This is a genomic window from Saccharothrix sp. ST-888 (assembly GCF_000955975.1).
Classification (GTDB): domain Bacteria; phylum Actinomycetota; class Actinomycetes; order Streptomycetales; family Streptomycetaceae; genus Kitasatospora.
This window is the reverse complement of record NZ_JYJF01000114.1, coordinates 1-24,020: the sequence shown is the minus strand read 5'-3', so window position 1 is coordinate 24,020 and position 24,020 is coordinate 1. Positions and strand designations below refer to the sequence as shown.

At 70.2% G+C, this 24,020-nt stretch carries 29 protein-coding genes; 4 read left to right on the top strand and 25 right to left on the bottom strand.

Going from position 1 to position 24,020, the window contains the following annotated elements; all coding sequences use genetic code 11:
* Window positions 1-235 precede the first annotated feature (235 nt).
* From UK12_RS40085 to UK12_RS27445, 3 genes are all read right to left on the bottom strand, one after another.
* Window positions 236-406 carry a hypothetical protein gene (locus UK12_RS40085; protein ID WP_156178960.1) on the bottom strand — a complete coding sequence of 57 codons (171 nt, stop codon included), beginning with the start codon at window positions 404-406 and terminating at the stop codon, window positions 236-238.
* On the bottom strand, window positions 406-621 hold the full coding sequence (locus UK12_RS27455) for a hypothetical protein (protein WP_045305865.1): 216 nt from the start codon (window positions 619-621) through the stop codon (window positions 406-408). Before UK12_RS27455 ends, UK12_RS40085 begins: the two co-directional genes overlap by 1 nt.
* A gap of 328 nt (window positions 622-949) precedes the next feature.
* Entirely contained in the window at window positions 950-2,146 is a 1,197-nt protein-coding gene (locus UK12_RS27445) for a helix-turn-helix domain-containing protein (protein ID WP_045305863.1), read from the bottom strand.
* A gap of 198 nt (window positions 2,147-2,344) precedes the next feature.
* Here UK12_RS27445 and UK12_RS27440 point away from each other — a divergent pair, with 198 nt between their 5' ends.
* Window positions 2,345-2,839, top strand: a complete 495-nt coding sequence (locus tag UK12_RS27440; RefSeq protein ID WP_156178959.1) for a hypothetical protein — start codon at window positions 2,345-2,347, stop codon at window positions 2,837-2,839.
* A gap of 58 nt (window positions 2,840-2,897) precedes the next feature.
* The gene (locus tag UK12_RS27435; protein WP_045305862.1) at window positions 2,898-3,257 is read left to right on the top strand and encodes a hypothetical protein; all 360 of its coding nucleotides are present in this window, start codon (window positions 2,898-2,900) and stop codon (window positions 3,255-3,257) included.
* Between the two features lie 49 nt (window positions 3,258-3,306).
* On the opposite strand, the gene UK12_RS27430 is transcribed toward UK12_RS27435, so the two are convergent.
* The 17 genes from UK12_RS27430 to UK12_RS27355 form a co-directional block, all read right to left on the bottom strand.
* On the bottom strand, window positions 3,307-3,558 hold the full coding sequence (locus UK12_RS27430; RefSeq protein WP_197085212.1) for a hypothetical protein: 252 nt from the start codon (window positions 3,556-3,558) through the stop codon (window positions 3,307-3,309).
* Window positions 3,551-3,844, bottom strand: a complete 294-nt coding sequence (locus UK12_RS27425) for a hypothetical protein (RefSeq protein WP_063838330.1) — start codon at window positions 3,842-3,844, stop codon at window positions 3,551-3,553. Before UK12_RS27425 ends, UK12_RS27430 begins: the two co-directional genes overlap by 8 nt.
* Before the next feature lie 18 nt (window positions 3,845-3,862).
* Window positions 3,863-4,570 carry a peptidoglycan-binding protein gene (locus UK12_RS27420; RefSeq protein ID WP_197085211.1) on the bottom strand — a complete coding sequence of 236 codons (708 nt, stop codon included), beginning with the start codon at window positions 4,568-4,570 and terminating at the stop codon, window positions 3,863-3,865.
* Window positions 4,571-4,581: 11 nt separating this feature from the next.
* Window positions 4,582-4,755, bottom strand: a complete 174-nt coding sequence (locus tag UK12_RS40080) for a hypothetical protein (protein WP_156178958.1) — start codon at window positions 4,753-4,755, stop codon at window positions 4,582-4,584.
* Window positions 4,756-4,846: 91 nt separating this feature from the next.
* Window positions 4,847-5,647: a hypothetical protein gene (locus UK12_RS27415; RefSeq protein WP_045305859.1), complete on the bottom strand. Its 801-nt coding sequence runs from the start codon at window positions 5,645-5,647 to the stop codon at window positions 4,847-4,849.
* Window position 5,648: 1 nt separating this feature from the next.
* Entirely contained in the window at window positions 5,649-6,824 is a 1,176-nt protein-coding gene (locus tag UK12_RS27410; RefSeq protein WP_045305858.1) for a hypothetical protein, read from the bottom strand.
* The gene (locus UK12_RS27405) at window positions 6,824-7,924 is read right to left on the bottom strand and encodes a hypothetical protein (protein ID WP_052682194.1); all 1,101 of its coding nucleotides are present in this window, start codon (window positions 7,922-7,924) and stop codon (window positions 6,824-6,826) included. Before UK12_RS27405 ends, UK12_RS27410 begins: the two co-directional genes overlap by 1 nt.
* Before the next feature lie 12 nt (window positions 7,925-7,936).
* The gene (locus tag UK12_RS27400; RefSeq protein WP_045305857.1) at window positions 7,937-8,782 is read right to left on the bottom strand and encodes a phage distal tail protein; all 846 of its coding nucleotides are present in this window, start codon (window positions 8,780-8,782) and stop codon (window positions 7,937-7,939) included.
* Window positions 8,779-12,063, bottom strand: a complete 3,285-nt coding sequence (locus tag UK12_RS27395) for a hypothetical protein (RefSeq protein WP_045305856.1) — start codon at window positions 12,061-12,063, stop codon at window positions 8,779-8,781. The genes UK12_RS27400 and UK12_RS27395 overlap by 4 nt, the downstream gene beginning before the upstream one ends.
* Window positions 12,064-12,212: 149 nt before the next feature.
* Window positions 12,213-12,713, bottom strand: coding sequence for a hypothetical protein (locus UK12_RS27390; protein ID WP_045305855.1), 501 nt, complete (start codon window positions 12,711-12,713; stop codon window positions 12,213-12,215).
* 31 nt (window positions 12,714-12,744) lie between these two features.
* Window positions 12,745-13,311, bottom strand: coding sequence for a hypothetical protein (locus UK12_RS27385; RefSeq protein WP_045305854.1), 567 nt, complete (start codon window positions 13,309-13,311; stop codon window positions 12,745-12,747).
* 18 nt (window positions 13,312-13,329) lie between these two features.
* The gene (locus tag UK12_RS27380; RefSeq protein WP_045305853.1) at window positions 13,330-13,779 is read right to left on the bottom strand and encodes a hypothetical protein; all 450 of its coding nucleotides are present in this window, start codon (window positions 13,777-13,779) and stop codon (window positions 13,330-13,332) included.
* Window positions 13,780-13,787: 8 nt separating this feature from the next.
* Complete coding sequence (locus UK12_RS27375) at window positions 13,788-14,228, bottom strand: hypothetical protein (protein WP_045305852.1); 441 nt, start codon at window positions 14,226-14,228, stop codon at window positions 13,788-13,790.
* Window positions 14,228-14,656 carry an HK97 gp10 family phage protein gene (locus tag UK12_RS27370; protein ID WP_045305851.1) on the bottom strand — a complete coding sequence of 143 codons (429 nt, stop codon included), beginning with the start codon at window positions 14,654-14,656 and terminating at the stop codon, window positions 14,228-14,230. The genes UK12_RS27375 and UK12_RS27370 overlap by 1 nt, the downstream gene beginning before the upstream one ends.
* Window positions 14,656-15,351 (bottom strand): hypothetical protein, encoded by a 696-nt coding sequence (locus UK12_RS27365; protein WP_045305850.1) that lies wholly within the window; start codon window positions 15,349-15,351, stop codon window positions 14,656-14,658. The genes UK12_RS27370 and UK12_RS27365 overlap by 1 nt, the downstream gene beginning before the upstream one ends.
* A 3-nt stretch (window positions 15,352-15,354) precedes the next feature.
* Window positions 15,355-15,666 carry a hypothetical protein gene (locus UK12_RS27360; protein WP_197085210.1) on the bottom strand — a complete coding sequence of 104 codons (312 nt, stop codon included), beginning with the start codon at window positions 15,664-15,666 and terminating at the stop codon, window positions 15,355-15,357.
* A gap of 68 nt (window positions 15,667-15,734) precedes the next feature.
* Entirely contained in the window at window positions 15,735-16,997 is a 1,263-nt protein-coding gene (locus UK12_RS27355; RefSeq protein WP_045305849.1) for a phage major capsid protein, read from the bottom strand.
* A gap of 299 nt (window positions 16,998-17,296) precedes the next feature.
* On the opposite strand from UK12_RS27355, the gene UK12_RS27350 reads away from it, so the two are divergent.
* Window positions 17,297-17,737: a phage tail protein gene (locus UK12_RS27350; RefSeq protein ID WP_045305848.1), complete on the top strand. Its 441-nt coding sequence runs from the start codon at window positions 17,297-17,299 to the stop codon at window positions 17,735-17,737.
* 72 nt (window positions 17,738-17,809) lie between these two features.
* On the opposite strand, the gene UK12_RS27345 is transcribed toward UK12_RS27350, so the two are convergent.
* Genes UK12_RS27345 through UK12_RS27325 form a run of 5 tightly spaced genes read right to left on the bottom strand, consistent with a single transcriptional unit; the run spans window position 17,810 to window position 23,099 of the window.
* Window positions 17,810-18,649, bottom strand: coding sequence for an HK97 family phage prohead protease (locus UK12_RS27345; RefSeq protein WP_045305847.1), 840 nt, complete (start codon window positions 18,647-18,649; stop codon window positions 17,810-17,812).
* Window positions 18,646-19,005, bottom strand: a complete 360-nt coding sequence (locus UK12_RS27340; protein ID WP_045305846.1) for a hypothetical protein — start codon at window positions 19,003-19,005, stop codon at window positions 18,646-18,648. Before UK12_RS27340 ends, UK12_RS27345 begins: the two co-directional genes overlap by 4 nt.
* Before the next feature lie 2 nt (window positions 19,006-19,007).
* A complete protein-coding gene (locus UK12_RS27335) occupies window positions 19,008-21,317 on the bottom strand; it encodes a phage portal protein (RefSeq protein ID WP_197085209.1) in 2,310 nt (769 codons plus the stop codon).
* Window positions 21,318-21,330: 13 nt separating this feature from the next.
* Window positions 21,331-22,680 carry a phage terminase large subunit family protein gene (locus UK12_RS27330; protein WP_052682193.1) on the bottom strand — a complete coding sequence of 450 codons (1,350 nt, stop codon included), beginning with the start codon at window positions 22,678-22,680 and terminating at the stop codon, window positions 21,331-21,333.
* Window positions 22,677-23,099 (bottom strand): helix-turn-helix domain-containing protein, encoded by a 423-nt coding sequence (locus UK12_RS27325; protein ID WP_197085208.1) that lies wholly within the window; start codon window positions 23,097-23,099, stop codon window positions 22,677-22,679. Before UK12_RS27325 ends, UK12_RS27330 begins: the two co-directional genes overlap by 4 nt.
* Window positions 23,100-23,727: 628 nt before the next feature.
* On the opposite strand from UK12_RS27325, the gene UK12_RS27320 reads away from it, so the two are divergent.
* Complete coding sequence (locus UK12_RS27320) at window positions 23,728-23,985, top strand: hypothetical protein (protein WP_045305845.1); 258 nt, start codon at window positions 23,728-23,730, stop codon at window positions 23,983-23,985.
* The last annotated feature ends 35 nt before the right edge of the window (window positions 23,986-24,020 follow it).

Below are 24,020 nucleotides of genomic sequence, written 5' to 3'. Positions count from 1 at the left end.
ACCCGGCCCTGTAGGTGGGGTTGACCAGCAGCACGCGGCCGTCCTGGTCGCGGATCAGGACCAGGGCGCCGAGGCGGCGCGGGGGCTGGTCGGCGCGGGCGATATCGGCATGCGTCATCGGCTCTCCTCAGGGTTGAGGCCCCGGCCAGCCATCTCGGGGGAGTCTTGGCCGGCCGGGGCTGTGGGCCCGCTGTGCCGGTGTGCCTACCTGGCTGCAGCGGGAGTCTGGGGGTGCTTAGCGCCAGTGCGAGGACGCGAGCAGGGCGGCGGCTACTGCCGCGATGCAGGTGCTCGATGCGATGTGGGCGAGGACTGCTCGACGCGGGTCCGGCAGCTTCCGGCGTCGGCGCTCGGCAACCTCGCGGTACTCGGCCAGCGGGTCGCAGCCGATGGGCTCGGACGCCATCACGCTGTCGCCGCCGCAGATCGGCGCTCCGCTGCGCGCCAGGCGTCCCACGCTTCGGGGAATGACCTCCAGCTCGCCCGGCGGCCGTCGACCTGGACCCAGTTGCACGCGATGGTGTCGTACGCGTGCCACGTCTGCGTCGCCTGGTCCCAGTGCACGCCGTGGCCGGTGGTGGCGTCGGGCTGCTGCTCGGCGGATTGCCGTACGGTGTTCATGCGGTCCTTCCACCCTTGCCGTTCACCACACAGGAGATGCAGCGGCCCTGGTCGCGCACCACCAGGTCGCTGACACGCTCCGGCGGTGCCACGGAGTCGAAGTGCAGCTGCAGGTCGCAGGCCCCGCACGTTCGGCACGCCAGGCTGGTCGGCTCAACGACAGCCGGAGGGCTGCTCTCAGTGTCGACCACGACTACCGACCCGGTATCTGCCACTGCAGCCTCCTTGACTCCGCCCGCGCCAGGTTTGTGGGCGTACGAGGATCCTGCCCGGAGAAAACGCTGTGGTCGGGTACAGGTGTACCCGACCACAGATTTTTGAGTGCCTGTCAGATCTGGATCTGGAGACGCCGCGCCACGTCCGCGATCGGACCGAGCAGCCGGGCACGTCGAGCGGAGGTGGTCACCATCTCCTGCACGAGGACGTGAGATCGCACCCCCTCGGGGGCGATTCGATCCGCTGCCAGGATTTCGGCCATTGCCCCCGCGTCGTCACCGTCGCGCACGTGGGCTCGTGCACGGTCGATCATGTGCCGGGCCCGACGCTCCTTCGGCAGCCGGCTCATGTCGACATGAGCCACACGGTCCAGCGCGTTGCGTCCCTCGCCCAGCTCCAGCGCCACGTGCACCACGTGCACTGCTTGATTGCCGCTTGAGAACTCGGTTTGATAGCCGGCCCGGCTGCCGACTCGGTCAGCCGCGGCAGCCGCCTCCGCGAGGTGCAGAGCTGCCTCTGCCTGTCGGCCGCTCTGGGCATCCAGCATCGCGCTCACGAGGTGCAGCGTTCCCCACAGGCTCCAGGCCCCGTCATCGTCGTCGGTCAACAGGTCGTCCACCCGGTCGAGGCCGGCCGCGGTCAGCGCACGCGCTTCGGCGCTGGCGCCGGCGGACATGCAGACCTCTGCCTGTGTCCACTCCATCGCCGTCACCAGGAGCGGGTCGCCAGATGCCTGGGCCGCCTGCAGCGCCTGGGCCGCAGCGAGAGCCGCCAGGTCAACGTAGCCGAGTTTCTTCGTCATCATCGAGGTGTTGTGCCGGGCCTCCGCGAGAAGATGGTGTGCGGCGTCCCGGTCAGCACCGGCGGACGCCTGTGCGGTCGCGGTGATGTCCGTCAGCAGCTCTGGCAGGACGCGGCTCAGGTCGTTGTAGCGCGCGTGGCGGCGCATCCGATTGGACTCGGTGACTCGACTACGGAGGTCCGAGAGTGCCAGCGGCGCCCCCGCCACCGCTGAGGGCAGCTGAGCCCGGAGCAGGATGCGTCGAAGGGCGGGGATCATCTGATGCGCTGGCTGAGTCTGGGGATCCCCGATGGTGCGCGGTCGGCCGGTCAGGTCCGTGATGTCGACGCCGAGCGTGTCGGCGATCGCCTGGATGACCGTGTACCGGTCGAGTCCCCTGCGGCCGATTTCGATGCTCTTGATCCACTCGGCGCTGTGGCCGATCGCGTCGGCGAGTTCCTCGCGGGACATGCCGCTCGCCTGCCGGAACTGCGCTACCCGCTGGCCGATGGTGAGTTGAGCGTCCACAGGATCCCTCCAGATCTGGTGTGGTGCGTCAACGGTAGGGTCGCTGCCTTCGCGAACCCGGGTACACCTGTACACGCTACGGCAGCGTCAGAAGACTTCAATGGGGTTACGGCGCCGCAGGTTTGGCGCCGCAGCAGCACTCCAAGCCCCGAGCGCGGCACGCACACGTGCTGACGTGCTACAACGCAGAGGAGTCACATGACCACGATGGTCGAGTCCCCGCCGAACGCGGATTCGAGGGACCTGCTCACCCCGGACGAGTTCGCCCTGGTCGCTGGCGTCGTTCAGCGCAACAACTGCGAGATGACCTCGGAGACGGCCGAGCGCATCACCAGCCAGGCGCTCGCCTACGTCGCCACCTGTGCAACGTTTCCGCACCTGCGTCTCCGGCCGTCCCGCACCGTCGATGAGGGCTGGCACGCCCTTATCCTCTGCACCGTCGTCTACGCGCGGCTGTGCAGGGAACTCGGCCTGTTCGTGCACCATGCCCCCGAGCCGCCGGGTCCCGAGCGGCACGATCCGGGCGCGCTGTCCCGCACCATGACCGCCATGCGGGCTGCTGGGTACCCGGTCGAGCCGGACCTGTGGGTGCCGCCCACTGACCGGACCATCCCGGTCGCGGCCGACTGCGAGCACAGCGAGCCACCGCCCGCCGGATGCGGGTTCGACTGCTCGAACACCGGCCCCAACTAATCGACCCAGAGCCCCGGTTGTGCCCTCGGCGCAATCGGGGCTCTGCCATGCTGGGACCATGAGGACGTGGGCAGCCATCGAAATTCCACTCGACGCGCCGTACTGGGTCGCGAACCACATAGTCGCCTTCAGGGCAGTCGAGGCCGGCCACATCGCGCGACACGCGCTCATCCCCGTACTCGACAACACCGACGTCGAGTCGGACGCACGGTGGGACGGCCTCGTCGGTACGACACCAGGGTTCGTAACGACCTGGTACCGGCTGCCGCTGCAGGGGCCGCTACCCCGGAAGCGCCACACCCGGGCCCCGGTCCCCGGCGACGGCGACACCATGGAGACACAGCTCAGGAGGGGCCCCAGCGTGCCGCCTCCGCTGTGGGTACAGAGGCAGCGCCCCAACCTGTACGTCGGTCGCTGAATGCGGGAAAGCCCCCTGCCCGGCCGGAGCCGGGCAGGGGGCATCGCGTTTACGGGCGTACGAGGGCGACCGCCGAGATGATCAGCGCGCCGAGGCCGGTCAGTGCGGCGATCGCCGGGAGCGGCCACCGGCCGCGCTCCAGCCGGTCGACGCGCTGGTCCAGGTCGGCGAGCTCGGCGTCTGATCGGTCGACCCGCTGGAGCAGGAGGGCAAGTTGGCCGCGCATCTCGGCGAACCCCACTTCCAGGAGGCGCCGGACCTCGGCGAGTTCGGCCCGGACGCCGGACTCGTCGTCAGGCACCGGCACCACCGCCGTCCGGTGCGGCCGGCGGAATGGCCGGTGCGGCCGGGGTGATCGGCGGCAGGGGGGCCCGCGACGGCGCGGTCCGCAGCCAGGACGGCAGCAGGCTGTCCACGACCGGCGAGGCCATTGCCCGGGTCACGATCGCGGCCACTGCCAGCGCGGTGCCGAGGCCCGGCAAGGTGTCCGGCAGACCGGCGTCGTGAACCAGCAGGGGCAGGCCGGCGGCCAGGCCGAGCAGGAGCTGAAGCGCGGTGCGGGCGGTACGGCGGGTAGCGTCAGACATGGTGGCGAACTCCCTTGTTCAGCGGGTGACGTTGTCGGTGCGCATGGCGGCGGCCCAGGTGGCCGGGCCGACGATGCCGTCCTGGGTCAGGCCCTTCTCGGCCTGGAACTGCCGGCAGATGCTTGTCGAGGAGGGGCCGTACCAGCCGTCCACCGTGATCGACCAGCCCCGGTCACGCATCCGCTGCTGCCAGGCCCGGACCGTGTCGTCGTGCAACATCGGGCTCTGCACCCGCAGGTACTCGCCCATCCAGGCCGGGCCCGAGGCGGTTGAGGCAGAGTCGGAGGAGTACGGCGGCCGGCCGTAGCCGACGATCGTCCCGGCGGACCTCACGCGGCGGGCACAGCTGTCGCTGGTGTTCGCCTCGATGGTCAGGACGTAGTCGCCGCTGGTACCGGTCACCAGGCCGACGTGATCGATGCCGGAGATCGAGGACCCGCCGTCCCAGTCGAAGAACACGACGTCACCGGCCTGGATCCCGGATACCCCGTAGGTCCACTGCCCGGCGTCCCGAAAGGCGGCAGCGTGGGCGACGGTGTAGGCGTAGTCCTCGCCACCGTCCGGGCAGACCGCATCGAACTCGCCGCTCTCGCGTGCCCAGTAGGTGATCCCCATATCGCACCACGGGGCGCTGAGGTACTCGCCGCCCTCGCGGCCGGCGTAGTCCTGCGTGATGTAGTTCGGGCGGCCGGACAGGCCCAGGGACTGCTCAGCGGCAGAGACCATGCTGTCGATGCTCATGCCGCACCGCCCTGCGAGGCAGGGGCGCCGTACACGCCGCGCTCGTCCGGGGCGCCGAACTCGGTTCGAAGCACGTCCTGCTCGTTGGCGAGCGTCGGGCCGTTGCCGGTCTCGGTCAGGTGCGCGGCCTGGTCGCCCAGGTCGACGCTGGTGGGACGGGGGTCACCCATGGTTCCTCCGGGCAGTGAGAAGGGCTTGTGGTGCCCTGTGACGCCCGTCAGCGTAGGAAGATCGACCGATTGGGCATCCCGGCTAACGGGCTCAAGAGCCGCGCAGGTAGGCGCCGTTGACCGCTGTGATGATGGATCCGGCGCCGCCCCCGCGACCGCCCGTGGTCGCGCCTGAGGTCTGCTGCACCTGGATGGACACGTAGACCGCGTTCCCTGGGGCGTAGTACGGGGTCATGTCGATGTCCCGGGAGGACGAGACCCAGCTGAAGGTGGCCGGCACTGCTCCGGTTGCGGCCGTGTTCCCGCCGACCAGGATCCGGTAGTTCCCGCCTGTGCTGGACCCGGCGATCTGGTCGCCGCAGAAGCTCAGGTCGAGGTGGAGTTTGGGGGCGTCGCAGGGCACCCATGCCGAGGTCGTCTCGGTCCAGGCCGCGCCCTGGGCGTACGGGGCCGATCCGAACGAGGTGCCGCCGAAGCCGACCGCCCGCCAGGGCAGCGCTACGCCCTTGCGCGAAACTGCGTCGGTCGTCATGACGTAGTTCCCGGACGCGTCGTAGACCCCCCAGAACTGGCGGGGGAAGCCGGATCCGCTCGCGGCGTCGGGCTGCCACAGGGCCATCGTCAGCTCGTTGGCCGGGGTGTCCCGGCGAAGCTGCATGCCCATCTGCGGCACGCCGTTGGCGTCCGGCGTGCCGAGGTCGCCGATCCGGCAGACCACCCGGCTGGGGTCCTGTGCGGACATCACCACGATCGAACCGCCCTGCCGCAGGATCAAGTTGCCGTTGGTCAGGGTCGTGGACCCGATCGTGTTGGTGCGGGACAGGGTGGCCAGCTGGCGCTCCAGCTCGGCTACGCGCTCCTCGAGGGACTGCTGACGCAGGTACTGGGGCACGTCATGCTCCTGTGCAGGTGAGGGCCACGGTCTCCGGGCCGCCGGAGTACGAGACTTTGATGGAGACGATCCGCAGCTCGGCCGCGTACCCGTTCGGGTAGTAGCCGTCTGGATCGATCGCGAAGATCGCGGAGTCGCCGACGGTGTAGGACCCGAGGACCGGATCGGCGTCGGCGAGCACGGTGAACGTCGGCGTGGTCATCGCCGACCGGTGCGCGTACAGGTCGGCCTGGGCGTGGGCTTGGATGGTGTTCCACTCGACCACCTGGTCGTACTTGGTGACGGTCTCCAGCAGGGGCCAGCCGGCCGGGAACTGGTCGCCGGCCTCGGCCTGTCCGATCACGACGTCCTGGCCCTGGCCAGCGCCGAGTGCGATGGCCCGGTTGGCGAGCAGGGTGCCGTCCTCGGGCCACTCGTAGGTGAGGGCGTTCCCGCCGGCCCCGTACTGGAACATGAACCCGGTGGCCGAGGCGGACCGGCCACGCCGCGGGTAGTAGACCTGCCAGCGCCGGTACCGACTGCCGTCCGCGTTGTAGCCGACTTCCACGCCCCAGTCGAAACCCCCGTCAACCTCGGAGAGCTGACGGATCAGGTCGAGGATCGCCGGGCGCTGGGACGCGTCGTACGTCCTCACGCGGGTGACCCCGGTGGGGTTCACGAGGGGGTTGGTGTCGACGTGGATGTCCCCCGCCCCGGTGATGTCCGCACCCGCGTACCGCAGGAGCGACCAGAGGATCCACGCCTGGTCGTCGTACATCCGCTGGCCGTCGGGCACGTACCGGCCGTCCGCGCCGTTCGCGACCAGGACGCCCGGGTCTGTGGAGAGGATCTCGTTGACGTAGCGGTGCTGCCAGTACGAGGGCAGCTCGGCGGCCTGGATGTGCATGCCGTAGACCCCGTATGCCGCGGTGAGGGGCTTGCGGGTCCAGACGATGCCGCCCCACACGATCACGCCGTCCCGGTCGACGTAGAGCATGGTCCGGCCGGGGATGGTGGCGGCCATCGGGGCGAGCGGCGCGGTCTGGTCGTTGAGCGGAATCATGCCGGAGAAGGTCCCGATCCCGTTCAGCTCCGTGGAGTACTCGACCTGCTGGACGGGCAGTTCGGCCAGGATCCGATCGGTGATCAGGTCGCAGAACAGGAACGTGTACTGGTGTATCGGGGCGGGCGTGGTCATCAGGCGGTCTCGTAGCTGAAGGCGAGGCTGTAGGAGTTCAGGCTGGCGCTGGATGGCACCCACGGCACACTGTCGGACCAGGAACTGCTGGCCAGGGTCGTGAAAGCCCTGACTCGGGTCGCGTCCTGCACCCACACGACGGACGGGCCGGCCCCTGACCCGGCCGCTCGGTCCGCGTAGGCGGTGCCAACGGTTGACCCGAGGCCCGAGGTGTAGTTGGCGCTGAACGGCAAACCAGCGGGAAGGGTCCATGACCAGGTGCCGCTACCCCACGTCGTGGTGGAGCCGCTGATGATCTTGATGAGGACGTTGACCGTCTTTCCCACCTGGGAGTACCGGCTGACCAGCGTGCCGTTTCCGATGTTCGGGTTCGTGGTCGCGCCAGCCCACGTCGTGGTGTAGCCGGTCCAGGTGCCGAGGCTGACCTGAGCGGTGGTGCCGTTGGCCTTGCCGAGGTAGAGCGTGTCGGTGTCGGTGGCGTACAGGGCCTGGCCGGGGTGGGGGTGGTCGGGCATGGTTGCCGAGGTGACGGGCAGGATCCCACCGGAGCCGACCTGGTACTGCCGGCCGTCGGTGATCGCCGCGTTGGTGATGCTGGTGACTCCGGCGTTCACCGCGATGTCGGCGAGGACGATGGAGTTCGGCGGGATCGCTCCTCGGACAGCGGCGCCGGCGGACGCCGCGTACGGGCCCTGGACGACCAGCAGCAAGGCTGAGTTGACGGTGCCCAGGGTCTCGGCGTCCAGCACCTGCACGACGACCGTGTCCTTGCGGTACTGGGTGCCGGAGCTGGCGGCGATCGGCAGGGTAACCGGAGCGTCGTTGACGACGGTGTACGCCCCGTACCCGGCGAGGTCCCTGTTCTCCACGTACCCGAATCCGGCCGTAACCTGCACGCTCATGTTCGGGGTCGTCTGCGCGGACACCTTCAGCTGCGCGTTCTGGTAGGAGGGTTTCACGCCGCTGCGGGTCCGTAGCGGGGTCGGCTCGTCGGCGCTGGTGCCCGGGTAGCCGAGGAACCCGGAGATCACGGAGAGGCGGTCGGTTCGGGCCGCGTAGGTGCCGCCCTGCTGCCAGGCGGCCGGGGTGATGATGGCCATCGGTCTGTCTCCTTACAGGGTGGCGTCGCGCCAGGTGACGGTGAGGTAGGACTGCTGGGATCCGTCGCCGTACGGGCTGCTGCGATAGACGAAGGTGTTGGCACCGGGCTGCATCACCGGCCAGTCCGAGCCCGGGACGACCCAGTCCCGGCGCGGTGTGGTGCCGCCGTCCAGGACGGCCCGGGTGCCGGTGTCGATGGTCACGAACTGGCCGGGGCCGACCGTGTTGTTGAGCTGCAGGATCGCGCTGGTCTCCGAAAGCTGGATGATCGGCTGGACGGCCGGCCCGTCGATCCGCAGCTGCGGGTAGGTCGGCGAGGCGCCGGCGTTGGTGCATTGCAGACCGCCCGAGGCCCCGCCGGAGCCGTACAGCCACGGGTAGGCGCGCGGGTAGGCGCGGCCGGTGGCCGGGGCGTACGCGGCCGTCCGGGCGGTGCGCTGGGCGATGGAGTAGATCAGCGGGTCCGCGCAGTAGAACTGCAGGTGCGCGCCCCCGGTGCGCCACAGCACGGTGGCGTCGTAGGGCAGATCGCGTTTGCGGATCTTGGCGAGGGCCATCACCCCGAGGTCGGGGAACTGCAACTGCGCAGGGGCCTGCCCGGGTTGGGCGGCCTGCTTCAGCGCGGCGACCAGGGCGCCGAGGTTGGCCGGGTCCGTACCGCGCAGGACGAGATCGACGGTGATGATCCGGGCCCCGGTGTAGTCCGGGCCGGTCCAGGTGCCGTGCGCGCCGGTCTTGTCGACGTCGTAGGCACGGACCTCGGGCATGTCGTCCAGCCCGGTCACGCCGGACACGGCGTACTGGGTGCCGGGTCCCATCATCAGGGCGCCCCACAGGACACGTCCTACTGCGCTCACCGCACACCTACCTTCGCCCGCCAGGACAGCTCGGCAGAGACCTCGGCGGCGGTCGCCCCAGAGCCGTACATGTTGATCGTGTTCGTCTGCTGCACCGGGCGCCCCAGGCCGGCGTAGGACTGCGCGAGCGCGCCGGGGCTTCCCGCCAGGGCGATGCTCGGCCCGCCAAGGGATGCACCCATGCCCTCGATCTGGCCTGTGATGCCTTGTAGTTGGGTGCGCAGGTCAGGCACGCGCGCGGCGATCCCGGCCATGAACCCGTCCATGACGAGATGGCCGGCAGAGGTGAGCAGGCGTGCGTCGCGCTCCGGCGGGCCCTTCCAGCTGGGCAGCATGTCCGTCAGATTGCTCAGAACGCCCTTGACCGATGGGATCTTGGACTTGATGCCGTCGATCAGCCCGCCGATCAGCCGGGATCCGGCGTCCCAGAGCTGGACAGCGAGGTCACCGATCGCCGCCAAGATCTGCCCCGGCAATAGGACGAACTCGCGGACCGCCAGCTTGATCATGTTCTCGACCACCTGCCCGGCCGAGTCGAAGGCACCGGAGAAGTCCCCGGCCAGCAGCTGCGTGACCATGCGCAGGGCGGGCAGCACGGTCTGCTGTATCTGCGCGGCCAGCTCGCCGCTCAGGGCCGTGGCCAGGCGGCTGACGAACTGGATGACCGGTGGCAGCAGCGGCAGCAGCGCCTGCAGGCCAGCCGAGATCAGCAGCGCCAGCTGCGTCAGCACCGGGGCCAGGGCGATGGCGACCTGGGCGAAGTTCTCGCCGAGCTGGCCGAGCGGCAGCTGCTGGATCAGCTGGGTCAGCACCGGCAGGACCGCACCGGTCAACGCCGTCAGGACGGTAACGAACGGCGTGACCAACGAGGGCAGTTGAGCCAGGATCGGTGCCAGGAACGCGCTCAGGCCGTCGGACACCGCCTGTACCAGTGGCTGGAGCTGGCCGAAGATCACACCCAGCCCGGCCAGGAGCGGGGTCAGGACGGGCAGCAGGGCGCTCGCCAGGGTGCCGACCAGGCCGAGCAGGGGTGATGCCGCGAGGACCAGCTGCCCGACCGCCTGTGCTCCGGCCAGGAGGACGGGCCCGAGGGCGGCGATGATCGGCGACAGAGCCTGCCCGAGCGCTGTGATCAGTGCCTGGACTGGCGGCCCGAGGGCGGCCAGCACCGGGCCGAGCACCTGCAGCGCCTGTCCCAGCACCGGCGCCACGGTGGACGCCAGAGTGGCCATGGTGGTGAACAGCGACCGCAGCCCGGCCTGCACAGCCGGGGCCGAGAAGCTGTCCGCGATCTGGCCGGTGATCTTCTTCAGGGTGTCGAGAAACGTGGCGCCGGACTGCTGGGCCGGACCGAAGATCGCGCCGATGATCCTTCCGACGTTCCCGATCACGCCGAACAGGACCCCGAACTGCTGGATCGCCACGTCGATCGCCCGCTGCAGACCGCCGGAGGAGAACGCGGAATCCAGCCGGGCCGCCACCTTGGTGAGGGCGCCGCCGGCCGCCTCGGTCAGCCGCTCGAATGCCGGGCCGGCCGCCGCGCCGATCGTGCCAAGCGCGTGGATCACGAGGGCGGGCAGCCCCGCGAGGTTGCGCAGGCCGGTCGCGGCCGATCCCAGGGCCTGGCCGAGAACGCCGGATTCGGCCAGGTTGCCGGCCGCATCGATCGCGCCGGAACCCATGAGGTTCAGGGCTCCGGCAGCCTGCACGAGGCCCTGCCGCAGCACGGGCAGTACGGCAGTGGCGGCCCGGTCCAGGTGCCCGGCGAGCCCAGCGAACAGCTGCTGCTGCACGTCCAACCGCAGGCTTGACCACGCGTCCTTCAGGCTGACGACCTCCTGGACGAACTCCCGCGCGCTGGGCGCGAGTTTGGCCATGGCCTGCCCGAACTTGTCGACCGCGCCGGTTGCCGCGCTGGTCTGCTGCGCGGCCTGCGTGAGCGCCTCCTGGGCACGCCGGATCGCCTCCTCACCCTGGTGAGCGGTCTTGGATACCTGCTCCTGGGCGTCGGAGAGATTGCGGGCCTGGTCGCCGACGTTGCGCTGCGAGAGGGCGAGCTTGTCCTGCGCCTGGACGACCTTCTGAGCGCCGTCCACTCCAGCCGCGTTGGCGATGTCCGTCTGCGATTTGACCCGCTGCAGGGCCAGTTCCTGCTCCTTGAGTCGCTGGACGGCCTGGTCGTAGGCGAGCTGGGCCTGTGCGCGCTGCTGCTCGGTCGCAGCCGGGCTCTTCATTGCGGCGTCGAGCGCCTGCTTGGCGTCGGTGACCCGCAGCGTGGCGTCGCGCTGGGACAGCTGGGCGTCGGCGAGCTTGTTCTGCTGGTCTTCCAGGTCCATGGTGGCCTGGCGACGGGCGTCGTCCAGGTCCCGCTGAGCCTGCAGGCTGGCCTTCTGGGCGTCGGCCAGGTTCCGTTCGGCGTCGCCCACGTTCCGCAAAGCGCGGGTGTTGGAGTCGGCGGTGTTCTGAATGGTGTCGGCGAGGCTGCGCTGTGCGTCCTCGTAGGCGTGGGTAGCCTGCGCGGCGGCGGCCACGGCCGGCCCGGCGGGGGCGAACGCAGCCTTGAACGCATCGCCGATCCCGCCGAGCCCGGCCTTGACGGCCCCGCCGGCCAGCCCGAGGGAGAGCACCGCCGGGGCGGCGAGGGCAGCGGCCGGAGCCAGGGCGGCCATGGCCTGCGCGGTCCCGGCCAGGACGGGGCCGATCGCGCCGAGCAGGCCGGCCATGGTGCCGAGCGAGGCGGAGAACGATCCGATGGGACCGGCGGCGGAGCCGAGTGCGCCCGTGAGCCCGGACAGATCCCGCGTGGCGCGCTCGATCTGGTGGTCCTCATCCACCCGCACGTCCACGTGCGGGTGCTCCTCGTCCACGTGCCGGGCGGCGGCCGTGACCGCCGCGAGCGCGGCGATCGCCTCGCCGATGTCGGCGTGCACCTCGACATCGGGATGGGTGAGCGCCAGGCGCTCCAGATGGGTCTGAAGGTCATCGATCTCCTGAACGGCCTTGGCGGTGGAGATGTCGACGCCGATCCGCTTGTCCGCCAGCGCCGCCAGCTTCTCGCGGAGCTGGGCAAGGTCCCGGTCGGCCGGGCCGGTGTCGGCGTTGACCCTGACGGGCGGGAGGGAGTCCGCGGCGACCTGCAGGCGCCGGCGCATCGCATCGCCGAGGCGCTCGCCCAACGCGGTGCCCTCGCGGGCGGCATCGGCCTGGGACCCGGCGATCCCCGACATGTCGATGTTCAGGGACGTGACGAGCGCGGGCAGGTTGATCTGCGGTCCGGCCACGGGTCATCCTCCGTAACTCATCTGGGCGAGGCGGGCGAGGCCCTCGCGGGTGGCGTATGCGCTCGGCCCCTCATCGGCGGCCGGCGGGGTGCTGTCGGCCCCGGTGGCCACGCGGTGGCGGTCCACCAGGGCGTGGAACAGGACGGGACTCAGAGCCCAGAACTCGGCGGTGCTGCGGCCGAGGACGACGGTTCCGAGGTAGAGGAGGTCGGCCCAGGCGATACCGCCGGGCTCGGGCCGTTTCCCGGGCTGCCCGCACCGAGGCAGTCGATCAGGGTCGCCTGCATCGCGGTGACGTACGCGTGGATGTGGACGAGGGCGAGCAGGTCGCCGAGGTCGCGGCCGTCGACGGTGCGGCGGTAGACGATCTCCTCGACGGTGCGGGCGCCGTCGGCGGTCTGCCGGTATCTGATCTGGCCGGTGAACCCGCCCTCGCCGACCAGGCCGGCGCCGAGCAGGTCGAGCAGCGCGCCGAACGCGGCGCCGCCGCCGGTCTGGTCGATGGCGTCCTGGATGCCCTGGACGGAGCCGAACCGGGCCTCCAGCAGGGCCAGGGACCGGAACGAGTAGTACAGCTCTGCGTCGGTGCCGTCGCGCAGGGGGATACGGGCGCCCTGACCGAGGGCCTGGGCAGGGGTGAGGTCGCTCAAGATGGCTCTCCTGACGTGGGATTGGAACGGGCTACGGGATGGCGATGGCGGTCTCGTTGAACACGACGTCCATCCACTTGCCGGTGCTGGCCAGCGGCACGGCGCTCAGCTCGAACTTGGGGATGCGGTAGTCGTCGCCGGTGAACCCGAGCTCAGGGAACTTGCTCAACTGGCACTTGTAGAGGACGACGTGGATGTCACCGCTGATCATGTCGGTGCCGCCGGGCGGGGTGACGCCCTCGATCTTGAAGTACTGCGGCACCGAGCTGGCGGTGAGTGACCACACCGCTTTCTGCGCCGGGGTGGTGCCGGAGTCCGTGACTGCGCCGCCGAGCAGTACCGCGAGCGCGTCAAGGGAAAGGCGGGCGTGCTCGGCCGAGCCGGTGACCCCGTCGATGTAGGACTCGGTGTCGAGCAGCGTGTTGTCGCCGCGCAGGGTCTTGGACTGCATGCTGCCCGAGATCGCGAGGGACTTGATGCCGGGGACGTCGACGGACTGAGCGGCGTAGGTCGCAGTGCCGCTGACCGGGTCGGTCAGCAGGGCGGTGATCTTGCAGTCCTGGATGCTGAACAGCTTGCTGACATGGGAGAGGGGCACGGTGCGCTCCTTCGGGGATCAGGTGCCGAGAGTCGGGGCTGAGGTGGGCGGTACTGCGGGCGCTTCGCTCTCCGGCTCCGACGCATCGGCCGGAAGCGGGGCATCCGGCTCGGAGACGGCCGGGGCCGGCACGGGGGCGGGGAAGAGCGCGGCGTGCATGTCGGCGGCCGTCGCGCGTACGGCGCCGGGCCACTCGGCGGCCGGGTCGATCCGGTCGGTCAGGGACTGCCACGGCAGCCACCGGTCCCACACGTACTGGTAGACGCCGGGCTGCCCGGCCTGGCCGGCGATCTGGACCATCCCGGTCTGCCCCGCGTACCAGTCGGGCAGCTGCCAGGCCGGCCACTCGGGGCTGATCTGCGACGGGTCCGGCGGACCCCACATCTGCTGGGTCTGGCAGTACGCCTGGGGCAGCCAGGTGTGCCCGTCCGGGGTGATCTCGGGCGCCGGGTCGGCGGGGGTGGTCATCGGGGCTCCTACAGGTGCTGAAGGGTTCGGGTGACAAGCACGGTGATCACGTGCCGGACGACGTTGTCCGCGATCGGCTCGCGGTGCGCGGCCTGCAGCTGAACGCCGTTGACATGGCTGGTACCGGGGCCCGTGATCCGGGGCTGCGAGCACAGCCACATCACGCGCTCGGCAAGCGTGTAGTCCTCGCCGGACGGCGCCGCGCCGGCGGCCTGCTGGCGGGCCTGCTGGACGACGTCGACCTGCACCAGTTCCTGCACCACCAACTCCCGCGCCGGGTCGCCGTAGTCGCCGTTGACGGCCGGGTGCGGGGTGTAGCTGGTGCCCTCCTGGACGACGACGTACGGCAGCAGCTGGCCCGGCCGGGGCCCGTCCCGGAACACCGGCACGCCGGGCCCGAGTTGGGCGGTGAGGAAAGCGCGGAACGCCCCGGACGTGGTGGCGGGCATCAGCGGATCCCCTGCGCGTGGCGCCGCAGCGCGGCCTCGGCCTGAGCGATCGCCGGGCGCATGAACGGCTTCGCTCGGGTGCCGGGGTGGTTGACCTTCGCCACGGGGTGCCGGGCGCCCGGCCACCACAAAGCTTTCTTGTCCTTCGGGGTGATCACGTGCGGGGCCGTCCCGTACTCGACGTCCGAGGCGTAGGTGACGTTGGTGCCGATGGTGATCCGAAAGGTGAACCGGCCGCCTTCCGGTACGGCCTGGATGGAGGAGCGCAGGCGGCCGGTGTCCACCGGGGCAAGGGACTTGGCGGTGTTCACCATGTCCTCGGCGACCTGCGTGGTCACCTCGCGGGCCATGCCGGAGATCCGGTCGAGCGCCGCGCGCAGGCCGCTCTGAAAGTCCGTGCTGCGGACGGTGTAGTCGAGTCCGGTCATCACAGGCCCCCGAGCGCCGGGCGGGCGTTCAGGTAGGCCGGGGCGAGCATGGCATCCGCCTGCGCGCTGCCCGTGCTCGGCCGGAACCCGACGTGGTAGGTGCCGTCGTCGTTGACTGCGGGCTGGATGCGGACGTTGTTGCCCTCGTCGTCCACGTCCACCCCGCCAGGGATGCCGCTCATCGGGTCGCCGGTCGGCCGGGTCTTCGCCTGCAGCGCGGCGGCCACCATCGCGGTCGCCAGGGACACCATCGGCGGCGGCGCGTCCAGGCCCCAGGTTCCGGTGACCCGTACCTGCTTCGCGCCGTAGTAGCGCATCAGCCCCTGCCAGCCGCCGTTCCACGGTTCGGCGCCGGCCACCAGGACGTCGTAGCCGCCGAATCCGACCTGCACCGCGTCAATGTCCCCGGCCGTCGCGGCCGGGCGGACCACGAAGGCGTTCGGGGGCAGCTGGATCTCGGGGGCGATCTGCGGCAGCGGGTACGGGGCGATCGCGGTGACCGTGCGCACGCGGCGCGGCAGCAGCACCAGCCCGTCGGCGGGCAGGTCCGCGACGACGTCCCCGGTGCGCGGCTCCCACCACTGCTGGGTGAAAGCGTCAACGGCCGTCTGTGCGGTGGCGATCCACGCCTGCACCTCGGTGTCGGTGCCGGTGCAGCCCTGCGCGCGGGCCTGGTCGATGGTGCAGTACGCCACCGGTCAGTCCCCCAGCTCGTGACCGGCGTCGTCCATCTCGCGGCGGGCCCAGGCGGAGATCGGGCAGCCCTTCGTCGCGAGCTGGGTGGCGTGGCCGCCCGGGTTGGTGGCGTACACCGGGCCGTAGGGGGTGCTGGTCTCATCCAGGCTGCGGTAGGCGTCGGCGGGGGCGATGTCGCCGATCCGCCAGCCAACCGGGGCCGTGTACCGGCGGGTGGGGACCGTGGCGGGGAGGTGCCCGGACATGCCGATGATGCCCTTGGTGACGGGCGTCAGGGGGCTGTCAGGCGGGGTGTCAGTGCGCTTCGCGGGCACGGGTGTGGCTCCTGTCGGCGGGAGGGTGGGCCGGGTGCCCCAGGGGGGAGGGCGCCCGGCCCGGCTCATCAGGTGGCGGACGCGGTGAACGTGACCTTGACGAACGCCTTGGGTTGGTAGATCGCGAGGTTCGCGCGGAACTCGGCCAGGACCACGAGGGTGTTGGCGGTGAAGAAGTCCGCGTGCGAGTCGGTCATGAGGACGGTGATCCCCTGGCGGGCCCACAGGGTCGCGCCCTGCCGGAAGCCGCCGACCAGCGCGGTCCCCTGCGCGATCGCCACGGTAGAGACGACGTTGAGACCCCACACGCGCTGGACGGCCTCACCGGCCACGTTCGCGATGACCCGGAACACGCCGGAGCCGGGGGCCTGGTCGAGCTCGATGGACTCCCAGTCCTGCGGGTGGACGACCACGCCGTCCGGCGGGAACCCGGCGATCTCCGCGACGGTCTTCGCGCGGCGGATGTCCACCAGCGGCGGCTCATCGACCGCCGGCGCAACGGGCTTGGCCTGCTGGTACGTGCCGATGCCGGGGGTCGTGAGGATGCCCTGCATCTCGGTCGTGCCGTTGCCGTTCAGCAGCTGACGGTCCCGCAGGTAGCGAAGTCCGTAGGTGAGTCGGCCCTGGATGTAGCCCATGAGCTGGGAGTTGTCGTCGGCGGCCTGGCGGGTGATCGGGATCCAGTGCGCGCAGGTCTTGAGTGTGGTGGTGATCGTGTCGAAGCTGAGTGTGCTCTGCGGCTTGGCGGTGCCTTCGGGGACAACCGCGGCCTTGTTCCACGTCGACCCGGCACCAGCCGTGCCGGTGGTGTCCCGGATGTACTCCAGGACGTTGTAGTCGGCGTTCTGCTGGTCGAGGAGGTCAGCCACCAGCAGCGGCAGGTCCGGGGTGGTCTGGACGATGCCGGGCACCAGCTGCGGCAGGTGCGGAACGCTGGGGTTGGTGATGGTGCCGGCCGGGGCGTCCCGGGAGAGCAGCTGGTTGGGGTTGATGTCGCGCATCTCGACCTGGAACTGACCGCGCTTGTCGCGGGCCCGGTACTCGGCCAGGCCCTGGGAGGCGGCGAACCGCTGCGCGAGGCTGCCCAGGGTGGCCGGGGGCGGGACGCGGTCGGCGCCGCCGGGCGGTGCGGTGCCGGTCGCCGGTGCGGGCGGTGCGGTACGCAGGAGCGCGGCACGGGCGGCGGCACGGTCGGACTCGGCCTGTATCGCCTCGGCCAGACCACGGGCCTCGGCGATGACCTCGGCGACCTGCTCGCTGGTCAGATTAGTGTCGTCCAGACGGGCGAGCAGCGCGGCCCGTTGCTCTTCGAGGGTGGGGCTCGGGGGCACTCGGTGCTCCTCGGGGGCGGGGGCGCCGTCCAGGCACCCGACGGTTCGGGGACTCTGGACGGCAGGACCCGCCTCTACGCCACCCCACCGGACCGGTCGGCCGCGCAGGCGTCACGCTAGCGAGAGGGCCCCGGCGGGCATCTGTGCTACCAGCACTCAGCGTTGCGGAGGTGGTTCGGATGCCTTCGCCGCTATGGAACTTCTGCGATCACTCCTTTGAGTGATCCGACGCATGCCAACGGGCCGTAGTGGGCAGCAAGCACGCTGATCAGACGTCCCACTACAGTCAGGAAGCCCCCATGCTCACCGGCGATACCTTCTCGTCCAGCACATTCGCCATCGAACTCGGCAAGTTCCAGGTCGAGACCGTCCAGGACGTATCCGGCCTGACGCTGGAACAGGACGTGATCGAGGTCCGGCAGGTCACCTCGACCGGCGAATCCGTCATCCGTAAGCAGCCCGGAGCGCGAAAGACAGGCGAGATCACCGTCACTCGCGGCATGGAAAAGAGCACCGCCTTCACCGACTGGATCAAGGCCACTCGCGTCAACGCTGATCGCGATGCTGCCCGTCAGAACATCACCATCGCCGTGAAGGACGCCCAGAAGCAGACCGTGCGCCGCATCCACCTCACGAACGCATGGGCGTCCCGCTGGGAAGGACCGCAGCTGGGTGCTTCCAGCACTGGACCGGCAACGGAGCAGGTGACCATCACTTACGAAGACATCACCGTCGAGTAGCCACGTCGGGACGGCAGCCCCGGTCCTGCAGTCCTAAATTTCGACACCCGTCAGGGCCCGCACTGACGGGTGTCACCCGGCCAGCATCAGCCGCACCCGGGCGCGCTCCAGCTCCAGATCGGCCGTCTTCTCTCCGGCGCCGGCCGGGGCGGTGTCCTCGTCGCCGTCCTGGTCGTCCGGGTCGTAGACACCGAGCACGTCCATCACCTGGTCGACCAGCGTCTCTGCGGCCACCAGCAGGTCGAGCGCCTGGGCGACCTCCTCGGGCAGGCCCTCGCGCGGGTACTCCCCCGCCAGGGCGACGGCCTCGTCCAAGGTGGCGTCCAGTGCGGCCACCAGCGCCGACGGGTCCTCGTCCGCGTCGGCACCCGCCCGAACGTGGGCGGCGGTCCGGACGCCGGTCAGCACCGAGCCCGGTACGGCGGCCATCCGCGCGGTGATCTGGGAGACCTCGACCAGCCGGGCGGAGCGGATGTTCTGCTCAAGGTCGGCCTTCTGCTTGTCCGAGAGGGCGTCGTACTCCTCCCACGTGGTCGGCATGTCGGTGCGGATGAACCCCACCGAGAGTTCCGGTGCGCTGCCGGACCGGGCACGTGCGCGGGCATCCCGCCCGGCCTGGGTGTCGTCGTAGCGGCCAGCTATGTGGAGGCCCTCCGGCCGCTCCTGCGCGGTGAACGTGCCGATCGGCTTGCCGGGGTTGTGCATGTCCAGCAGGGCGTACGTGCCGGAGTCGAGACCGCCCTTGGTGAAGACCGTGGGCCTGAAAGTGGTGCCGTAGCTGTCCACGACGCCGTATCGGCAGGCCAGGCCCTCGAAGGTCCCTTCCTCCCCGTCCGGATCGGCGCGGACGTCGAGCTGCTGCAGGGGGACGGTGCGGTACTGCACGGCGTCCGGGCGGGAGCGGCGGTTCACCGGCCACCCCCGGCGGCCTTCTTCGCGGCGGCCTCGAAGTACGCCTGCTGCACCCCCGCCATGATCCGGCCGTGCATGGGCGACTTGGCCGGCGCGTACCGGTAGACCGCGACCCGGTCCGGGGCGAACCCGTCCAGCTCGTAGACGATGTCCCCGCCGGCCAAGGTGATGTGCGCCGGCAGGTCGCCCTGCCCATCGAGGGCGACGGCGCCCCGGGTGCCGTCCCACGGGCCGCGCCGGGCCTCGTGCGCGGGCACCCCGTGCGGGACGGTGATGTCCCTCATCTGCCGGACGTCGGCGGCCTGCAGGACGCACGCGCGTTCGTTCGGCGCCAGTTCGGCATCGGTCGTGGTCATGGTCACTTCTCCCTCGTAAAGGTCAGGGTGCAGCGGCAGTTGATGGACTGGGAGGCGGGTGCGGCCGGGTCGCCGGGCCAGCGTGACTGCACCGCCTCGAACGACTCGGACAGCGGCACGGTGCGGCCGTGCTCCAGCCGGTGAGAGGCCCGGGTGCGGCTGTCGCTGGTGGCGAGCCATGTCTTGGCGGTGGCCCCGGATCGCTCGGCGGCGACCAGGCCGGCGGCGTTGAACGACCCGACTGTCTCGGTGCGGGCGATCATCCGGGCGCGCCAGTCCGTCAGGTCCGTGAAGACGGCCTGTAGCCGGGCCCGGAGCTCTTCGACGCTCTCGCCCTTCTGGATGCCGTGGTGCAGCAGTTGGGCCCGCAGCGCGGCCTCGGTGGTCTGGTTGATCTGTCCGGCGAGGGTGTCCAGACGGGCCTCCAGCTCGGTCAGCACGTGCTCGTCCATGTCGAAGTGGTCGCCGAGCTGCTCGGCGGTGTGCTGGCCGCCCGTGCGCCACGCGGTCTCGTACCAGTCCCGAAGGGCCTCCTTCGTGCGGGGCACCCACTTCCGGACGTTGAAGATCTTCCGCACGTTGATCCGGACGTCCCAGTCACCCGGGGCGAGGTCGAGCCGGGTCATTCGGGCCGGGGTCTCGATGTCGGCGTCCGGCGGGCACAGGACCGCGCCGGCGCGCTGAGCGTCGTCGGCCACCGTCCGGACGTCGGCCAGCCACAGCGTGGCGGCGCGTTCCCCGCGCATCAGCAGATCGAACTCGCGCAGGGTCACGGCGGCCTGGCGGCGGCCGAGGTCGACCAGCAGCGGCTCCAGCAGGGCCTCCAGGCGCTCGTACGCGCCCTGCTCCAGGCTCGGGCCCGCGTCGTGCTGCAGGACGGTCGTGGTGCGCGCGGTCGGCAGCTCAGGCACCGTGCGCGCGGTGAGCGCCCGGACGATGTCGGCCTGGGTGTCCGCAAGGCGCTCCAGCACGGCCAGCATCCGGGAGTTCTCCGCCTGGGCATCGGCGGCGTTCTCGTCTTGCACCTGCCCGGCCTGGACGAACTGAGCCCGGTAGGGGGTGATGGTCTGCTGTCCGATACCGCCGGGGAGCGGGTCAAGGCCGATCGTCTCCCGAGCCTCGTCAAGGGTGATGACGTCGTTCTGCAGGTAGCCCTGGTTGCGGGCGGCTTGGGCCTGCAGGTCCTCCTGCAGAGCGGACACCTTGCTGAAGTCCCATTCGGCCGTCCACCCGAGGTCGGGCAGCAGCTGCAGGTCGGTGATGGAGGCGATCACTTCCATCTGCGGGATCAGGGTCTCGGTCCAGACAGCGCCCTTCGCCTCGGCCTGGTTCTCGTAGGTGGATCCGCCGAGCAGCGCGTCCCGCCGCACACCGAACGCCAGCATCACCTCCTCGGCAGACTGCATGCGGGAGTTGATGTAGTCCATCTCCGCTGGCGACATGGACAGGCTGGTGAATCCGGCGCCCTTCGGGCCGGTTCCCCCGTCGGTTCCCTGCCCGGCGATGAGCAGGTGCCGGCCCGCGTTCTGCGGGCCCTCGACCTGCGACCGGAACGCGGCCACGGTCTTGTTGAAGGTGACTTCGTCCAGGTCACCGAGGTTGATGATGCCGCCCGGCCGCGCGCCGTTCTTGAAGCTCTGCTGCTGCCATGTGCGGGCGTACGCGTCGATGTCGACCGCCGAGCGGGCCGCCTTCCACGGGGCCAGGACCGCGAGCGGGTCGTACGGATCGGAGAACCTGAGCCACAGCATCTCTTCCGGCAGGACGGGCACCCGGACACCGTCCGCGCGCTCGACGATGTACCCGATGATGGACGGCTGCGGGATCATCGTCGCGGTGCGCTGGGCGACAAGGGTGGTGACCCTGTCGAAGACGAAGTGCAGTTCGTCCGGGACCCCGGCCGGGGTGCGGCCGTTGTAGTTCAGCCACAGGTGGCATTGCCCATCAAGCTGCAGGCGGGTCATCGTCAGGGCCTTGAGCACCTGGGCGGGCATCGACGCGTTGGGCTTGGCGTTCCACAGCTGGGACAGCGGGTGCAGCTCATCCAGGTCACCCGACGGGGTCCGGACGACCAGGTCCACGCTGGCCAGGTTGTTCGCGAGCATGCTGATACACCGGTACGCGACCGCGGAGTTGGACCAGCCCTTCGCGCCGTTCCCGAAGAGGGAGTCCGCCGACCAGGCGTTCCAGCCGCCCATCCCGGACGGGAAGGTGGTCACCACCGTGCCGCCGGCGCCGAGCGCGTCCCGGCGCTCCAGCCCGGCCGGGGCCTGGCCGCGCAGGGCAGCAACTGTCTGCCTGATCCGTCCCAAGACTCTTCTCCTCCTACGCGACTGCTGCGAATCCGGACCGGGCCGTGACCATCAGGTGAGTGACCGCCCACACCAGCGCGTCCATGCGGTCCGGCGACCCGGGCTCGCCGGGCACCCAGGTGGTCTGCTGGTCCTCGAGTTCGGGAAAGGATCCGACGTGGTGGACGCGGTACTGCTCGTACAGTGCGGCAACCGGCTCGGCCCGCCGCGCCTTGCCCCGGGACGCGCTGACCGGGGCGAATGGGGCCGACGCCCGGACGGTGTGGATCGTGTTGCGCACCAGGTCGCCGCCGTTGTTGACCTCGCCGATGATCCGATCCGCGCCCCAACGGTCGTACGCCTCCAGCGCCTTGGCGGCCCATTCATGCGGGTGGTAGCGGCCGGACAGGTCGTCCAGGACGTAGGCGTGCCGCTGCAGGGTGCCCACCCGGTCGGGCATCAGCTCCTGCGAGAGGCCGACCACGACGATGCCGGTCTCGTCGCTCTCCGACGTGTTGGAGACAGCCGGGTCGATGGCAACGACGATCCGCATCATCGGCCGGGCCGCGCCGACCCGCAGCTGATCGAGCAGCGGCCAGGTCCACAGGGCGCCGTCCACGTCCTGCAGCACTTCGCCGTCCAGCTCCTGGCGCTCCAGCCGGGTGCCGGCGTACTGCGCAACCAACTTGTCGCGCATCATCTGCGGGAGGTGGTGGGCGTCGCGGGTCCGGCCCTTGGTCAGCAGGGTGTCCGGCCGGGCGATCAGGTCCACGATTTCCCTGCGCGGCTTGGGGGTGGTGGAGGCGATGTAGTGCGGGCGGGGACCGACGCGCAGGCCCATCGCGGAGTGCGCGAGCGCGGCCTTGAGCTGGCGCATCGCCGCGGCCTCCTCCAGCCACACCAGGCACCGGTTACCGCCGGAACGCAGGCGCTCCACGTCGTCCGGGGTGTGCGCCCCGAACAGCTTGGCCTCAGCTCCAGACGGCCACTTCACGTGGGTGCCGCCGACCGTGGTCCGCAGCACCACCCTCGGGTCGTGCGCGCGAAGTCCTGACGGCCCGTTGACGGCCGATTCGACGGCGTCACCCTGCGTCGGAGCAATGATCGACATGCGGTGCCCGCCGGGCACCCGGCCGTCGCACGGCGGCCCCTGGACGTGCTCGACCATGTAGCGCGCGCAGCCGTCCGTCTTGCCGGTGCCACGGCCGCCGAGCTGCAGCCACATGCCGTGCGTCTCTACCTCGCCGGGGCAGACCTGCCACGGGTACGGCGTCCACGCGTTCCAGCGCTTGCGCCAGAGCTTCGCGGCCAGCTCGCGCTCCAGCAGCTCCAGTTCCTCGGGGGCGAGGGACTGCAGCTCGGCACGGACGGCGGGGCTGGTCACTGGCCGACCTCGGCGATCTCCTCGGCCAGCTGCATGACGCGGGCGATCCGCTCGTCCGTGAGCTCGGCCTTGATCCGCACCGGAGCATCCAGGCCGAACAGCCTGGCGTGCCGATCAAGGGCCTTCAGCACGACCTCGGCGGCGCGAGTCTCGCCCTTCGCCGCCTTCGGCAGAAGCCCTTCAAGGACGGTATCCAGGATGGCGATCTGCTCGCCGATCAAAGCGTCCCGGTCGGGGGCGGTCTCGCGGGCGCGCTCGGCGAGCGCGGCCTGCACGTAGTTCCATGCGGTCTTCCGGTTGACGCCGAGGGCGTCGCCGATCTGGGCATAGGTGGCGCCGGCACGGCGGAGCTCAACGGCATCGGCCTGCCTCAGCTTGGCTTCGTCGATGTCGCTTCGGTTGATCTTCGGTGCGCCCACTGGCTGGTACCTCCCTGCAGGTCAGGCTAGGGAAACGGGCCGATCGGGCAGCGGTGCTAACGCGCGACCCCGCAGGCGGCGAGTGGTTTAGACATCGCGGCAGACGTTTGTGACGCCTTCCAAACGAACGAGCTAGCGCGGCATTCACACTAGGAGTTCAATCGCGATGAATCCGAGTTAAATCGGGGTTCTACAAGAATCCCTGCAAGACCCCTATCCGTGGAACCGAACCATATAAATTAATACTTGAATCCAATTGACACTCTTGGCGCCCACCTAGAGATCTGGGCGCAAGAAAATCGCCAGAGTTAATGCATTAGATTTCTGGCACTAACTCGCAGGTACCGACGGTAACTTCGCCTCACCCTAAGGTGAAACTACCCCTTTGCAGGGGTACAACCTTGCAGCCCGACAGGGTTCTTTGAGGCCGAATCCGACAGTCGATCGAGGCGCCAACGAGGCGTCGTCAGGAAAGTTTTGGATCATGACCGTCGGCGGCCCGGCAATGCCTTAAGGTAGGCAGCACAGAAACAGCGGAGCCGTCCCCTGTGGGAACGGCTCCGGATGTCGTCATCAGCTGGTCGGGGGCTCCTGGACAGATAGCCCGACCAGCGGAAAGGACTGCTACATGGTCTCACAGATCCCCCTGCTTCGGGCCCTCATGCAGGCGCTCGACCGGCGCTCGCAGGGTGACCTCGCCAGGTCGGCCGTATCGTGGGTGCCCCCGCTGAGCGGCACGGGGGCGTCGTGCTGGGTGATGTACTCCCACTTCCACGACAAGCAGTTGGCCAGCCTGGTTGCGATGCTCACGCTGACCGTCCTCCGAGCTCTGCGGCGGCGACCGCCGCAGTACCGCCCCTGCACCTGCGCCTGCGTGGGTAAGTAAGTAAGTAAGTCGATGCCCCCGCAGCGAATGTGCCA